Annotated in this window: 12 protein-coding genes; 5 read left to right on the top strand and 7 right to left on the bottom strand. The window is 64.0% G+C overall.

Going from position 1 to position 12,603, the window contains the following annotated elements:
- Nucleotides 1-7 precede the first annotated feature (7 nt).
- The 6 genes from J2X62_RS07505 to J2X62_RS07530 are packed head-to-tail and all read right to left on the bottom strand — an operon-like array spanning nucleotide 8 to nucleotide 5,497.
- Nucleotides 8-1,333, bottom strand: a complete 1,326-nt coding sequence (locus J2X62_RS07505; protein ID WP_052067134.1) for an MSMEG_0569 family flavin-dependent oxidoreductase — start codon at nucleotides 1,331-1,333, stop codon at nucleotides 8-10.
- The gene (locus J2X62_RS07510) at nucleotides 1,330-1,620 is read right to left on the bottom strand and encodes an MSMEG_0570 family nitrogen starvation response protein (RefSeq protein ID WP_027495242.1); all 291 of its coding nucleotides are present in this window, start codon (nucleotides 1,618-1,620) and stop codon (nucleotides 1,330-1,332) included. The genes J2X62_RS07505 and J2X62_RS07510 overlap by 4 nt, the downstream gene beginning before the upstream one ends.
- Entirely contained in the window at nucleotides 1,613-2,494 is an 882-nt protein-coding gene (locus J2X62_RS07515) for a carbon-nitrogen hydrolase family protein (RefSeq protein ID WP_032406338.1), read from the bottom strand. The genes J2X62_RS07510 and J2X62_RS07515 overlap by 8 nt, the downstream gene beginning before the upstream one ends.
- A complete protein-coding gene (locus J2X62_RS07520) occupies nucleotides 2,491-3,906 on the bottom strand; it encodes an MSMEG_0567/sll0787 family protein (protein WP_310179456.1) in 1,416 nt (471 codons plus the stop codon). The genes J2X62_RS07515 and J2X62_RS07520 overlap by 4 nt, the downstream gene beginning before the upstream one ends.
- Nucleotide 3,907: 1 nt before the next feature.
- Nucleotides 3,908-4,963, bottom strand: a complete 1,056-nt coding sequence (locus J2X62_RS07525; protein WP_032369567.1) for an MSMEG_0568 family radical SAM protein — start codon at nucleotides 4,961-4,963, stop codon at nucleotides 3,908-3,910.
- Nucleotides 4,964-4,972: 9 nt separating this feature from the next.
- On the bottom strand, nucleotides 4,973-5,497 hold the full coding sequence (locus tag J2X62_RS07530) for an MSMEG_0572/Sll0783 family nitrogen starvation response protein (protein ID WP_310179459.1): 525 nt from the start codon (nucleotides 5,495-5,497) through the stop codon (nucleotides 4,973-4,975).
- Nucleotides 5,498-5,729: 232 nt separating this feature from the next.
- Here J2X62_RS07530 and J2X62_RS07535 point away from each other — a divergent pair, with 232 nt between their 5' ends.
- The 3 genes from J2X62_RS07535 to J2X62_RS07545 all read left to right on the top strand — a co-directional run bounded on the left by J2X62_RS07535 (nucleotide 5,730) and on the right by J2X62_RS07545 (nucleotide 8,240).
- Complete coding sequence (locus J2X62_RS07535) at nucleotides 5,730-6,125, top strand: hypothetical protein (RefSeq protein ID WP_230074147.1); 396 nt, start codon at nucleotides 5,730-5,732, stop codon at nucleotides 6,123-6,125.
- A complete protein-coding gene (locus J2X62_RS07540) occupies nucleotides 6,118-6,522 on the top strand; it encodes a hypothetical protein (RefSeq protein WP_027495236.1) in 405 nt (134 codons plus the stop codon). Before J2X62_RS07535 ends, J2X62_RS07540 begins: the two co-directional genes overlap by 8 nt.
- 290 nt (nucleotides 6,523-6,812) lie before the next feature.
- Nucleotides 6,813-8,240: a DUF222 domain-containing protein gene (locus tag J2X62_RS07545; protein WP_310179462.1), complete on the top strand. Its 1,428-nt coding sequence runs from the start codon at nucleotides 6,813-6,815 to the stop codon at nucleotides 8,238-8,240.
- A 91-nt stretch (nucleotides 8,241-8,331) separates the two neighbouring features.
- Here the strand turns inward: J2X62_RS07545 and J2X62_RS07550 are convergent, their stop codons facing one another.
- On the bottom strand, nucleotides 8,332-8,760 hold the full coding sequence (locus J2X62_RS07550) for an SRPBCC family protein (protein ID WP_032372543.1): 429 nt from the start codon (nucleotides 8,758-8,760) through the stop codon (nucleotides 8,332-8,334).
- Nucleotides 8,761-8,819: 59 nt separating this feature from the next.
- Between J2X62_RS07550 and J2X62_RS07555 the strand changes: the two genes are divergently transcribed.
- Both J2X62_RS07555 and J2X62_RS07560 read left to right on the top strand, forming a co-directional pair.
- Nucleotides 8,820-11,135, top strand: a complete 2,316-nt coding sequence (locus J2X62_RS07555; protein WP_310179464.1) for an ATP-dependent DNA ligase — start codon at nucleotides 8,820-8,822, stop codon at nucleotides 11,133-11,135.
- Nucleotides 11,136-11,366: 231 nt separating this feature from the next.
- Nucleotides 11,367-12,581 (top strand): lipase family protein, encoded by a 1,215-nt coding sequence (locus J2X62_RS07560; RefSeq protein WP_094661868.1) that lies wholly within the window; start codon nucleotides 11,367-11,369, stop codon nucleotides 12,579-12,581.
- Nucleotides 12,582-12,603 lie beyond the last annotated feature (22 nt).

Here is a 12,603-nt window from a genome sequence, read left to right on the forward strand (position 1 = left end):
GTCGAGATCAGACCATCTGACTCTGCGGCTGCGCGGGGTTTCGGGACTGCGTCGAGTTTCGGGACTGCGCAGCACTGATTTCGAGGCCGATTTGATCGGCCAGGAATGCGGCGTCGCGGGCCACCGAGGCGAAGCGTCCCGAACCCCAGGTGTGCTGCCAGGGCAGGCCCAGGAAGTACAGGCCGGGAACCGAGGTGACGCCGCGGTTGTGCGTCGGGTGGCCCTCGCCGTCGAACGCCCCGACCTTCAGCCAGCGGTAGTCGGTACGGAACCCGACCGACCAGACGACGGCCTTGATGTCCGCGGTAGCGAGATCGAGTTCGGTCGTCTCGGATTCCGGACGCCACACCGGCACGTAGCGGCCCTCGGTGGGCGCACTGATGCCCTCGCGCTCGATGTACGCGTCGATGTTGTCCTTGATGCTCTCGGCCACCCGATCGGCAGCGTCGAGGGACGCTTCGAGGGTCGGGGCGAACTGCAGGATGCCGTCCTCCACGCCGAGCAGACGGCCGTACAGCTGCATGCCCTCGGTGGCGAACGCGCGCAGGTCGATGTCTCGACCACCGTCACGGCCGGTGACGTAGTGGTTCGTGTTCTCGCGTTTGCCGACGCCACCGGGTTGATCTTCGATGGAGACATCGTAGACGCCCATGTCGTGCAGCCAGGCGACACAGTCACGCCCCCGATAGAAGCGTGCGACGCGAGGTGCGGTGCCGGCGACGAGATGAACCCGGCGGCCGTCGAGGTGGAGATCCTCTGCGATCTGCGCTCCGGACTGGCCGGTGCCGACGACCAGTACGTCGCCGTTCGGGAACTGCTGCGAGCCGCGGTATTCGGACGAGTGGATCTGGACGATGTCGCGGGGAAGCTTCTCGGCGAAGCGCGGAATGGTGGGGATGTGGTAACCGCCGACGGCAACGACGATCTGATCGGCGTGCATGGGGCCGGCGGAGGTCTGTAGGTCGAAGCCGCCTGCCGCGGATTGCAAGGCCTGATTCACCGAAACATACTCTCGGACCGGTGCATCGAAGCTCTCGGCGTAGCGTCGGACAAAGGCGTAGACCTCGTCGCGCTGCATGAACCCGTCGGGATCGTCACCGTCATAGGAGTACCCGGGGAGCGCGCATTGCCAGTTGGGTGTGACGAGGGTGAAGTTGTCCCAGCGCGAGTCCTTCCATTCGTGCGCGATGGTGTCGCGTTCGAGGACGACGTGGTCGATGCCTCGCTGCGTCAGATGCCAACTGATGGACAGTCCGGCCTGCCCGCCGCCGATGACGATCACCGAGTAGTTTTCTGTTGCACTGTGGTTCTCTGTCACGCTGTTCGGATTCATAGCAATTCAGCTCCCGACATACTCAGTACGCGAACGGCACCGGCCTGATACGACGCGCTGACACCGTGAATCTCTTCCATCTGCTGCGCGGCCGACGTGCACCGCATCCCGAACTTGGCGAGAACTCGATCGCTCGCCACGGTCAATGCCTCGGACGTTCGCTGGACGAACTCGGCCACCGGGTATTCCTGCCCGGGGCTCAGATAGTCGTGCATCACCAAAGAGGGCGAGTAGCAGGACTGTTCGCGTCCGTCGGGCCACCGCACCACGAACGACATCTCAGGCATGAACGGTCTCCTTGGTGATGGTGCGATAGACCGAGGGCCGTCGGTCGCGCAGGTTGTACATGCCACCGCCACGTGCCGCGCCGATGAGCGCCTCGACATCGACGGTGGCTGTGGCCAAACCCGGCTCGACGCCTGTGCCCGCGAGGATCTCACCGCCGGGCCCGACGATCTTGGCGCTGCAGACGAACCTCAGAGACCCGAACGTGCCGGCCTGATTCGCTGCGACCCAGATGATCTGATTCTCCAGTGCACGAGCGCGATCGTAGATGTCGAAGCGTTGCTTCCACCGATCTTCTTCCATGTTCGGGGTCGTCGCGGTACGTGCAGTCGGCCACGCGGAGATGGACGCGACGATCTCGGCTCCGTCGAGCGCGAGTTCGCGGGCCGCCTCGGGGAACCCCTTGTCGTAGCAGATCTGCATGCCCATCCGGCCGACCGGAGTGTCGAAGGCGGAGTAGCTCTCTCCCGCTGCGTAGCAGAGGTTTTCGCCGAGTGGCTGGTGCACCTTGCGATACGAACCGAGGATGCCGCTGCCGTCGACCGTCACCGCGGCGTTGTAGCGGGTATCGCCGTCCTTCTCACAGAATCCGAACGTGACGACAGTATCGCCCGCCATGTCGATGACCCGCCTGATCTCGGGGCCTTCGAGTTCCAGAGCCGGCGGTAGTGCCTTCAGTCGACGCTGTCTCGATTCTTCGGTCTCGTCGCCGCCACCGAGGCTGGGCAGGTACCCACCCAGGCACGCTTCCGGTAGCACCAGCAGTTGGCTACCGCGATTTCGCGATTCCTCGAGCAGGGCGGCGATGGTGGCGTAACCCTGTTCCATGTCGCGGCCGAACTCGGCTGCGGCCACGGAGATCGTGATGTCGTTCATGCTTCTCCCAATCCGGTCACCGTCGAAGTGACCGCGCGCGTGGTGATTCCGTCGGGCCATCGCAAGGCGACGCCCGGAATGTCGGTGAGCTCTCCGCATTCTGCGGACAGTGCAGGTCCGGACGGTGCAGTCGGTGCACCGGGACGGTCCGCGGTGATCATCGCGAACCCGGGAAAACACGTGATCCATTCGCCCATCGACGCCGAGTCGGGCTTCGGAATCGAGGAGATGTCCAATACGGCACCGGTTCCGCTTGCCTCGGCCAGCATCCCGGTAGTGCCCGCCAGGCCGGCCATCGAGACGTCCTTGGCGGCCTTGGGCGCGGTACGGGCGACGAACGATGCCATGGTCGTCAGTTCGGCGGAGTTGCGCCGTGACGTCGAATCCCATTGCTGGCCCTGATACCCACGACGCCAGCTACCCTCGACGTCCGCCGTCAGCGTCAATCGATCGCCGACGCTTCCCCCGCCGGCCCGTACCGGGTTCGCTGTGCGCCCCAGAGCGGTGACCGACAGCGACGACGGCACCCCGGCCTGGGTGTGGCCACCGAGTACCGAAACCTGCCAGGCCGCAGACGCATTGGCGAGGCCGCGGATGATGCGGGTCAATCGAGATTGCGTGGGTGCACCGACGGAGTCGAGCATGCCGACTGCATAGGCACCCATCGCCGAAAGGTCGTTGAGGTTGACCAGGGCCGCGCACCAGCCGGCCCACTCCGGGTCGCGGTCGACCATCGAGGGGATGATCGCATCGCAGGCGGCGATCATGTCGCTCCCGGGAACCGGGACACCGTCGTCACCTCGAAATCCTTTGGCACCGAGCCCGAGTGGCTGCGCCTTCAGCGGCGCGAGGACGCCGGCGAGCATCGCCTTGGTCGACGACACCAGCCGTTCGATCCTGTCGATCGGCCAATACATCGCCACGTGTGGAGTATTCGCCACCTCGACGTCGCCACGCCTGATCCAGCCGAGACGGGTGAACAGTGTCTCGTTGCGCTTCTGCACCGTCGCGTCGAAGCGCAGCACGCCGCGACTTTCGGCATGAGCACAGGCCGCACGAACCAGCGCCGGGCCCACACCGGAAGTGCGCGCAGAGGTGGTGACCACCAGGCGACTGCCAGCCCACCACCCCAGATCCGTTGCCGTGCAGGGCGCCAGGCGCACCCCACCGAGCACGGTGCCGTCTCGATCGGTGGCCACGAGAATGACGCAGCGAGGATCGTCGTCGACGTCGTCGTGATCGGTGCCGGCGAACAAGCCCTGTTCGGCGACGAACGTCTCTCTGCGCAGCGCCCGGTACGCATTCAATTCTGCTGTACCGGTGCACGGCTGAACGATGAACTCCGGTTGCACGACAGTGATTGCAGCGCCGGACAATCCGGCGAGATCGTTACCCTCCACGACGCCGTACATGTCACCCTCCCGCGTTCTGCAGAACGCTGCACGCACCGCAGGCCGCGCAGCCTGCTTTCTGATCGGACCCGAGCATCGCCGCTGCCTGAAGTTCCTTGGCGACGCGTCGGGTGACGCTTTCGAGGACGTCGGCAGCGGGAGCCGTCGCCCGGTCGACATCCACCGCCAACGTGCCTGCGAGCGGCCGGAACGGAACGACGAAGGGATACACACCCATCTCGATCAGTTCCGCTGCACCCGAGACCAATTCGTCGGGATCCTCGCCGAGACCGACCAGTATGTACGTCGAAACCTGGTTACGCCCGAAAACCCGGACCGCTTCTTTCCATGCCGCGCGGTACTCGTCCATCGAGACCGATGCCTTGCCCGGCATCCATCTGCGGCGCACGTCGTCGTCGAGCGATTCGACGTGGATACCGATGGACTCGGCTCCGGCGTCGTACAGATCCTGGATGGTCTGCAGGTCACCCGGAGGTTCGCACTGCACCTGGATCGGCAGTTCCGGGACCACGGCCTTGATGGCACGTACGCACCGGGCCAGATGACGGGCACCGCGATCCTTCGCTGCCGAGGTGCCCGTCGTCATGACCATCTGCGTCACCCCGTCCAGCCGGACCGCAGCCTCCGCCACCTCCGCAAGTTGCGCAGGCGTCTTGACGGCGATGGTGTCGCCCGCGTCCAGAGACGCTTCGATGGAACAGAAGCGGCACCGTTGATCGGCGTCGTAGCGAATGCACGTCTGGACCACGGTCGTGGCCAGAACACTGGTGCCGTGCAGCTTGGCGATCTTCTCGTAGGCGACGCCGTCGGCGGTGGAGAGGTCGTAGAACTTCGGGCGATCGACGGCCTGAACATCGAGGCCGATGTCGTTGCCGTCGAACAGAACTCGCCCTTCTTCGAGTACGTACGGACTGAGCGGGTTGCGCGGGATTGCTGCGCCGAGACCATCGATGCGGACATGTCCATCGTCACTCGGGCCGGCACCGGCAGTTCTGGACACCGGCGTTGCTCCTCGAATCCCGAGCAACGCCAGATCCACACGTGTAGAGATGGACATAACCGTCCCCTAGACCATGTAGGTCGAATTGATGATGGCACCCTTGCGCGCGAAATGGATCAATGCGTCCTGCACGTCCAGGGGGTGGGCCGGGATGACGCCCTCGATGAGGTCTTCTTCACGACCCCCGTGCAGGGCCAGTCCGAAGCGGCAGCAGAACACGGTGCCGCCCTCGGCGATGAACGTCGCGAGGGAGTCGTTGATGTTCTGTTCACCCGGGAAGCCCGAGTCTCCGGTGGTCGGGAAACCGCGTGTAGCAAGGCAATTGATGGCACCGGGTCCGTAGAAGTACATCGCCGACTCGAAACCCTTGCGCAGAGCGCGGGTGGCCTGCAGCACCGCGACGAACGATACCGACGACTCGTGGGCGATGCCGTGCACCAGCGTGAAGTAGCTTTCGCCGTTCTCCGCCTTGTAGTCGGGGAAGATCTTGGTGGACCCGTAGATGTTGCTGCCCTTGGGAAGTGAGGGATGCGGAATCTCCTCGAGGGACTTCTTGATGTTCTCGGCGATGGACTGGTCGAGATCTGACACGTGCGTCTCCTGAGGTTCGCAGAGCGGGCTGGATGCGGTGGACACCGATGTCCACCCGAGAAAACCGTCATGTCCGGCGAGAGGGCAGATCCTCTGCGGCCATGGAACAAGTACAGGCCTCGTCGATTTCCGATTGGTCACGCTCGGAACAACGTCGTGTTTCAAGGGCCTCACAGTGTTGACGTGGTGTTACGCGGTTACTGTGAAGGGAAGTCCATCCACCCACCGCAGCATGACGAGGAACTCGATGATCGGCGCCGTCACCGGCTTGTTGTACGTGTTGTCCCTGGTAGTGGGGATCTGGGTGCTCGTGAAGCTCGCCACGAACAGGCCCGTTCTGTTGAAGAACAAGGCCGACCGCGCGCTGTTCTGGACGATCGCGGCTACCGAAGGCGTCGTTGCACTGCAGGCCGTGATCGGGTTCGTGATGATGTTCGCCTCCGATCGCGACATTCACCGGCTCACGTTCGGGTCGTACCTCGTCGGACTGCTGTTCCTGCTCCCACTCGGAACGTGGTGGTCTCTGGGCGACCGTTCCCGTGGCGGCACCGCAGTGCTCCTCGTAGCCGTCCTCACCCTCGCAGCCATGGTGTTGCGACTGAGCCAGATTTGGGCCGGATATGCCTGACAAACTCCAGCAAGCCACGCGCACCGGATTCGGACGCTTCCTCATCGCCGTCTACGCCGTGTTCGCCGTTGCCGCGACATCGCGATCGATCGTGCAACTCACCACCCGATTCGACAACGCCCCGGTCGCGTACCTGCTGTCGGCATTCGCAGCCGTGGTCTACATCATCGCGACGGTCGGCCTGGCACGAGCAACCGAGGCATCACGACGAGTGGTGACGGTCTCCTGCATCATCGAACTCGTCGGAGTCCTCGGCATCGGCACCCTCAGCTACATCCAGCCCCAGGACTTCCCGGAGCCGACAGTGTGGTCGCACTTCGGATCCGGTTACGTCTTCATCCCGGTCGTGCTACCCATCGCAGGACTGTGGTGGTTGCGAAAGACACGCCAGCAGTAGAGGCTTGCTCTACATCTCGCGCAACTGTGTCAGGTGTCGACGCACCTCTGTGGCGGCGACGCAGCATCTGCTTAATCGATGTTCACCTGCACTGCCGGCCGGCCCCTACATCGAGGCCACTGCGCGCCGCCACGTTCGAGTTCAGCGGTCCCGGGCGATCCTCACTCGACTGACGTTGCGGCCTTATCACGGGCCACCGACAGGTTCCGTATTCCGAATCCTTGTGCACAGCAATAGTTTTCGATTGCACCATCATTGCGTATCGAACACACGTTCGATACACTTGGTCCATGACCACGGAGATCTGGCAACTGAGCGAAAGCGAACTCCTCGCCGACGCTGCTGATGTCTCCCACAAGATCCAGTTGCTCGAAGCACGGCGCATCGCTCTCGTCGCCGAGATCGACACCCGCGTGAGCTGGGAGAAGCTCGGCTTCCCCGGCCCCGCAGGGTGGCTCACCTCCACCACCCTGCTCACCCCCAGCAAAGCCACCAAGATCGTTGCCCTCGCCCGCGGACTGAAGAACTTCCCCGACATCGCCGACGCCGTCAACACCGGCGTCATGTCCGTCGACCACGCCGCCCTGATCCTCACCTTCGCCGAAACACCCCCGAAAAACCTCCCGCAAGAGGGTCGCGATATCGCCCGCACCGCGATGATCACCGCCGCCACCGGGCCTGGGGCACGCACCGACAAGATCCGTGAAGCGATCACCAAACTCGAAGACACCTACGGCAGCGACAAGCCGCCCCCTGAGGACACCGACCGCAACGAACTGTTCGCATCGAAGATGCTCAACCAACGCCTGTGCCTCAAGGCCGACTTCGATGCCGTCACCGCAGAAAAGCTATTCACCGCACTCTCACCGTTGACCGAACCCCGGCCCGCAGCCGACGGCACCCCCGACGAACGCAGTCCTGCGAGGCGACGCGCCGACGCATTCGGGCAGATCCTCGACCACTACCTCGCCTCGAAGGATCGCCCCACCGAAGGCGGAGAGAGACCCCACATCAACCTGCACATCCGGTTGCAGGACCTCCACAGCCTGAGCGGTCAGAACAGCGACGACATCACCGACGACGAAACCACCCGCGCTGCAGCAGAATCCGACAACGCCGATCCAGCCGACCCGGTGGACATCGACGCCGGCAACCCGATCCACTCCGACCCAATACGATCCGACCCGACCGAGTCGGACGCGGCGAATGAACTCGAGACCGACAGCGCTGCCGGACCGAGCCCGGATCGCAGCGCGTATCGCGACTTGTTCGGTGACGGCACGTCGGTCGGGTGGCTACCGTGGATGGGACCACTCTCCCGCAACACCTCCCGCCAACTCGCCTGCGATTGCCTCCTCACCGCCATCGTCATGGACGAGAACGGCAACCCACTCAACCTCGCCCGCACCGCCCGCACCGTCACCGCGAAACAGAAACGCGCCCTCACCGCCCGCGATCACGGGTGCGCGTTCCCCGGCTGCGGCAAACCCGCAGCCTGGACCGAAGGCCACCACATCTGGCACTGGACCGACGGCGGACCCACCGACATGAACAACCTGGTCCTGCTCTGCGGGTTCCACCACCGCCTCATCCACCACAGCGACTGGGAAGTCTTCATCGGCACCGACAACCACCCGTGGTTCGTCCCACCCGCCACCGTCGACCCCTACCGACAACCCAGACAATCCCACGCCCGAGCAGGCCCCCACATCGCATAACCACCTGAACGCACACCAGCCCCGCACCGAGAACACGGTGCGGGGCTGGAAGAGATTGTCCGACAGCTACTTCAGGAATCCCGAGATGCCGTCACTTCAATGCAGCAAGGTTCGCCACCGACTGCTTCACATCGGTATCGAGTGCACGGGCGACCACCGAACCCACCGGACCGAACAGCACGCCCCCACCGAACTTCGCGTCGAGTGTCAGCTCCGAACCGCCCTCGGCCTCACGCACGTGGACGGTCAGCGAGATCCTCACTCCACCCTTGCCGCGGCCCGACATCTCGATCAGCTTCGGCTCCTCGTACTCGGTGAACTCCCAGTTGATCGTGTTCTTGAAACCCTTCACCTTCACCAGCGACTCGACCTTCGTGCCCTTGCCGACCTTGTTCGGCGGCGGACTGCACCAACCACCGTGGATGGTCATCCACTCGTCGAACCGCTCGAGCGCGGAAGCCTTGTCCCACGCGCCCTGAGGGTTCTCGGGCATCTGTACCGAGACACTGATCGTTGCCATGCATTCGACCCTGTCACAACTTGCTCGCAGGTTCAGACGGCGAGCACTAACCTGAGACGATGGCCACGCTCGAGATCGAAGGCCGAAAGGTCTCCGTCACCAACCTCGACAAGGTGCTGTTCCCAGAAACCAGCACCACCAAAAGCGACATCATCGAGTACTACGCTGCCATCGCCCCGGCGATGCTGCCGCACGTCGCAGGACGCGCCGTGACCCGCAAGCGGTGGCCGAACGGCGTCGAACAATCCTCGTTCTTCGAGAAGAATCTCGCCGCATCCGCACCCGACTGGCTCGACCGCCGATCCATGCAGCACTCCGACCGAGTCGTCACCTACCCGTTGTTCTCCACCGCAGCGGATCTGGTGTGGCTCGGGCAGCAGGCGGCCATCGAAGCGCACGTGCCGCAATGGCGTTTCGACGGCACCGAACCCGGCCCTGCCACCCGCATGGTCTTCGACCTCGATCCCGGCGACGACGTCGACCTCGCCCGATGCGCTGAGGTGGCCTGCGAGATCCGTGACCTCATTGCAGACATAGGCATGACCGCGTACCCGGTCACCAGCGGCAGCAAGGGAATTCACCTGTACGTACCGCTGGACAAACCGCTGTCGACGTCCGGCGCGTCCACCGTCGCCAAACGCGTCGCCACCCTGCTCGAAGAACGGTCACCGGATCGGGTGACCGCCACGATGGCGAAAGCGAAGCGCACGGGTCGAGTGTTCGTCGACTGGAGTCAGAACAACGGAAAGAAGACAACCGTTGCGCCGTACTCACTTCGGGGCCGGTCCCTGCCCACCGTCGCGGCCCCCCGAACCTGGGAGGAGCTCGAATCGCCAGGGCTGCAACAACTTCGATTCGAGGAGGTTCTGGAACGATTCCACGAAACCGGCGACCTACTCGCCGATCTCGACCCGAAACCGGCAGCGGAAGAGCACGACACCTCCGACACGGACAAGCTCGGCAAGTACCGCAGCATGCGTAGCGCGGACCGAACTCCAGAGCCTATCCCGAAAACCGCCGAGCCCCAGGGTAGCGACGATACGTTCGTGATTCAGGAACACCATGCGCGACGCCTGCACTACGACTTCAGGCTCGAACACGACGGTGTCCTGGTGTCGTGGGCCGTCCCCAAGAACATCCCGGTCGAGACCGGGCAGAACCGTCTGGCCGTCCACACCGAGGACCACCCGCTCGAATATGCGACGTTTTCCGGACGAATACCCAAGGGCGAGTACGGCGGCGGTGACGTCTCGATCTGGGACAACGGAACGTACGAGCTCGAGAAGTGGAGGGACGACGAAGTCATCGTCGTTCTGCACGGAGCCAAAGCACGCGGCAGGTTCGCCCTCATCCGCACCAAGGGCAACCAGTGGCTCATGCACCTGATGAAAGACCAACCCGGACAGGACAGTGCACACAAGAAAAGCCAGGAGAGCCCGTCGACGGACAAGCCGGTGCTGAAGAACATCTCACCGATGCTTGCAACCGCGGGGGACATACTCGATCTACCCGAGGACGAGTGGTCGTTCGAGGGTAAATGGGACGGCTTCCGCATCGTCGCGGAATTGACTCACGGTTCGATGACCCTGCGCACCCGAAGCGGAAACGACTACACCGAGAAGTTCGGAGCCATCCGGTCTCTCGCCGAGGACCTGGCCGATCACGACGCCGTCATCGACGGTGAAGTGGTCGTCTTCGACAGCAACGGCATCAGCAGCTTCGAGAAGCTACAGAACGCCGCCCGCGACGACATCCGGTTCATCGCCTTCGACCTGCTCCATCTCGACGGCACGTCCCTCGTGCGCAAGAAGTACTCCGACCGGAGACGATTGTTGGAACTGCTCACCACCGGCCTCGACTCGGTTCTGGTGCCGCCGTTGTTGACAGGTTCGGCTGCCGACGCCATCGCCGAGAGCCGGGAACGGGGGTGGGAGGGAGTCGTCGCCAAGCGCACCGATTCGATCTACCAGCCGGGCAAGCGCGCCCACACCTGGATCAAGTACAAGAATTGGCGCACGCAAGAAGTCGTGATCGGCGGTTGGCGACGCGGCCAAGGACGTCGCTCCGGCGGATTCGGCTCGCTGTTGATGGGAATCCCCGACGGCGACGGCCTTCGCTATGTCGGTCGCGTCGGCACCGGTTTCGACGATCGCGCGCTCGATTCACTGGCCGCAGCGCTGGCCCCGTTGGAAACGTCGGACAGTCCTTTCTCCACGACGCTTCCCACTGCCGACAGGCGCGGTGCCGTATGGGTGGAGCCTGTTCTCGTCGGAGAAGTGCGGTTCTACGAGGCCACCGAATCCGGCCATCTGCGTCACCCGAGCTGGCGCGGACTGCGCCCGGACAAGACGCCGGCGGACGTCGTTCCCGAGTAGCCGACGCCAACTGCCCAGCAGCGGATTTGGCCGAGTCACAGAAACCGGCAGAAAGACCGTTCTTCGGTTGCCATAGAATCGCCGGGTGCGTACCGTTGCGCTCATCGTCGCCCGGGGGGCGTAACGAGTCACAGTTCAATAGCTATATCGAGTTGCGGGCCAGCTCTACGGGGGCTTGCCGAATCGTCGAGACGCGCGCCGTTTCGATTCAGGCATGGAGGGGTTTACCAGATGCGGGTTCTCAAATTGGCAGGCGCTGTCAGCATAACGGCGGTTGCCGTTCTCTGTTCGACGCTTGTCGGCCCAGCTCAGGCCGCTGCGGCACCCTTGTTTCCGACGCCGATATCGGACGGTTTCTATGCACCGCCCGCCGACCTCGCCGCTATGGCACCGGGGGACGTGATCTCCAGCCGGCCGATGCCGCCACCTCCCGGCTTCTTCGACGTCGACGTGTGGCAGCTGAAGTTCCGCTCCACGAATTCGGCGGGTAATCCCATCGCAGCGATCAACACCGTGCTGGTCCCCCGCAACAAAGCCCCCAACGGGCCGGTGCTGTCTTACCAACACATCATCAACGCACTCGGTCTCGAATGTGCACCGTCACAAGCGCTCTGGTCCAACGATCCCAATCTGGCGATCCGCGAGGCACCCGCACTGAACGCCGTTCTGCAGCGTGGCTGGACGGTTGTCATCGCCGATCACCTCGGCCCCAACAGTGCCTACGGTGCAGCCAAGCTCGGCGGACAGATCGTTCTCGACAGCATCCGCGCCACCCAGCGTTTCGATCCGCTGCAGCTGCGGCAGAGCCCGGTTGCCTTGGCCGGATACTCCGGCGGCGGCATGGCGACGGCGTGGGCAGCAGCGTTGCAGAACGACTACGCGCCCGAGCTGAACATCGTCGGCAGCGCCGCGGGCGGTGCTCCGATGAACCTCGAGCGCATGGCTCGCGATCTCGGTTTCGCACCCCACCCGGTGTTCGGTCTCGCCTTCGCCGCTGCGCTCGGCCTCGAGCGCGAGTACCCCACTCGCATTCCGATCAGCTCCCAGTTGAACCCGTTGGGCAAGCAGATCGAAAGCGAGATCCAGAACGGATGCACCAACGACATCATCGCCGCCGGAGCCGGTAAGAGCGCGATGGAGGTCGCGGGCACGTTGGACCTGATGAACAGCCCGGAGATGATCGCGGCCGTCAACGAGAACAGCGTCGAGATGTACCCCGGTGTGCCGAAAGCTCCGTACTTCGAGTGGCACAGTCCCACCGATGCGCTCATCCCGGTCAGCTCGATCGACAACACGATCGCCCGGTACTGCCGGGCCGGGGTCAACGTCACCGAGGTCCAGGTACCCAGCAACGATCACCTGACCGCTGCCGTACTCGGCCTGCCGCAGGCTCTGGAATGGATCGATCAGCGGTTCGCCGGAGTACCTGCCGTTTCCAACTGCTGACCGTATTGTCCGACCCGGTGCG

It is taken from the genome of Rhodococcus sp. 3258 (genome assembly GCF_031456475.1).
GTDB classification, from domain to species: domain Bacteria; phylum Actinomycetota; class Actinomycetes; order Mycobacteriales; family Mycobacteriaceae; genus Rhodococcoides; species Rhodococcoides fascians.

What these genes read in the sequence shown, in the direction of transcription:
- J2X62_RS07510 (WP_027495242.1), bottom strand. Translation starts at nt 1,620, where the DNA reads ATGCCTGAGATGTCGTTCGTGGTGCGGTGGCCCGACGGACGCGAACAG.
- J2X62_RS07550 (WP_032372543.1), bottom strand. Translation starts at nt 8,760, where the DNA reads ATGGCAACGATCAGTGTCTCGGTACAGATGCCCGAGAACCCTCAGGGC.
- J2X62_RS07520 (WP_310179456.1), bottom strand. Translation starts at nt 3,906, where the DNA reads ATGTACGGCGTCGTGGAGGGTAACGATCTCGCCGGATTGTCCGGCGCT.
- J2X62_RS07545 (WP_310179462.1), top strand. Translation starts at nt 6,813, where the DNA reads ATGACCACGGAGATCTGGCAACTGAGCGAAAGCGAACTCCTCGCCGAC.
- J2X62_RS07535 (WP_230074147.1), top strand. Translation starts at nt 5,730, where the DNA reads ATGACGAGGAACTCGATGATCGGCGCCGTCACCGGCTTGTTGTACGTG.
- J2X62_RS07560 (WP_094661868.1), top strand. Translation starts at nt 11,367, where the DNA reads ATGCGGGTTCTCAAATTGGCAGGCGCTGTCAGCATAACGGCGGTTGCC.
- J2X62_RS07505 (WP_052067134.1), bottom strand. Translation starts at nt 1,333, where the DNA reads ATGAATCCGAACAGCGTGACAGAGAACCACAGTGCAACAGAAAACTAC.
- J2X62_RS07515 (WP_032406338.1), bottom strand. Translation starts at nt 2,494, where the DNA reads ATGAACGACATCACGATCTCCGTGGCCGCAGCCGAGTTCGGCCGCGAC.
- J2X62_RS07555 (WP_310179464.1), top strand. Translation starts at nt 8,820, where the DNA reads ATGGCCACGCTCGAGATCGAAGGCCGAAAGGTCTCCGTCACCAACCTC.
- J2X62_RS07525 (WP_032369567.1), bottom strand. Translation starts at nt 4,963, where the DNA reads ATGTCCATCTCTACACGTGTGGATCTGGCGTTGCTCGGGATTCGAGGA.
- J2X62_RS07540 (WP_027495236.1), top strand. Translation starts at nt 6,118, where the DNA reads ATGCCTGACAAACTCCAGCAAGCCACGCGCACCGGATTCGGACGCTTC.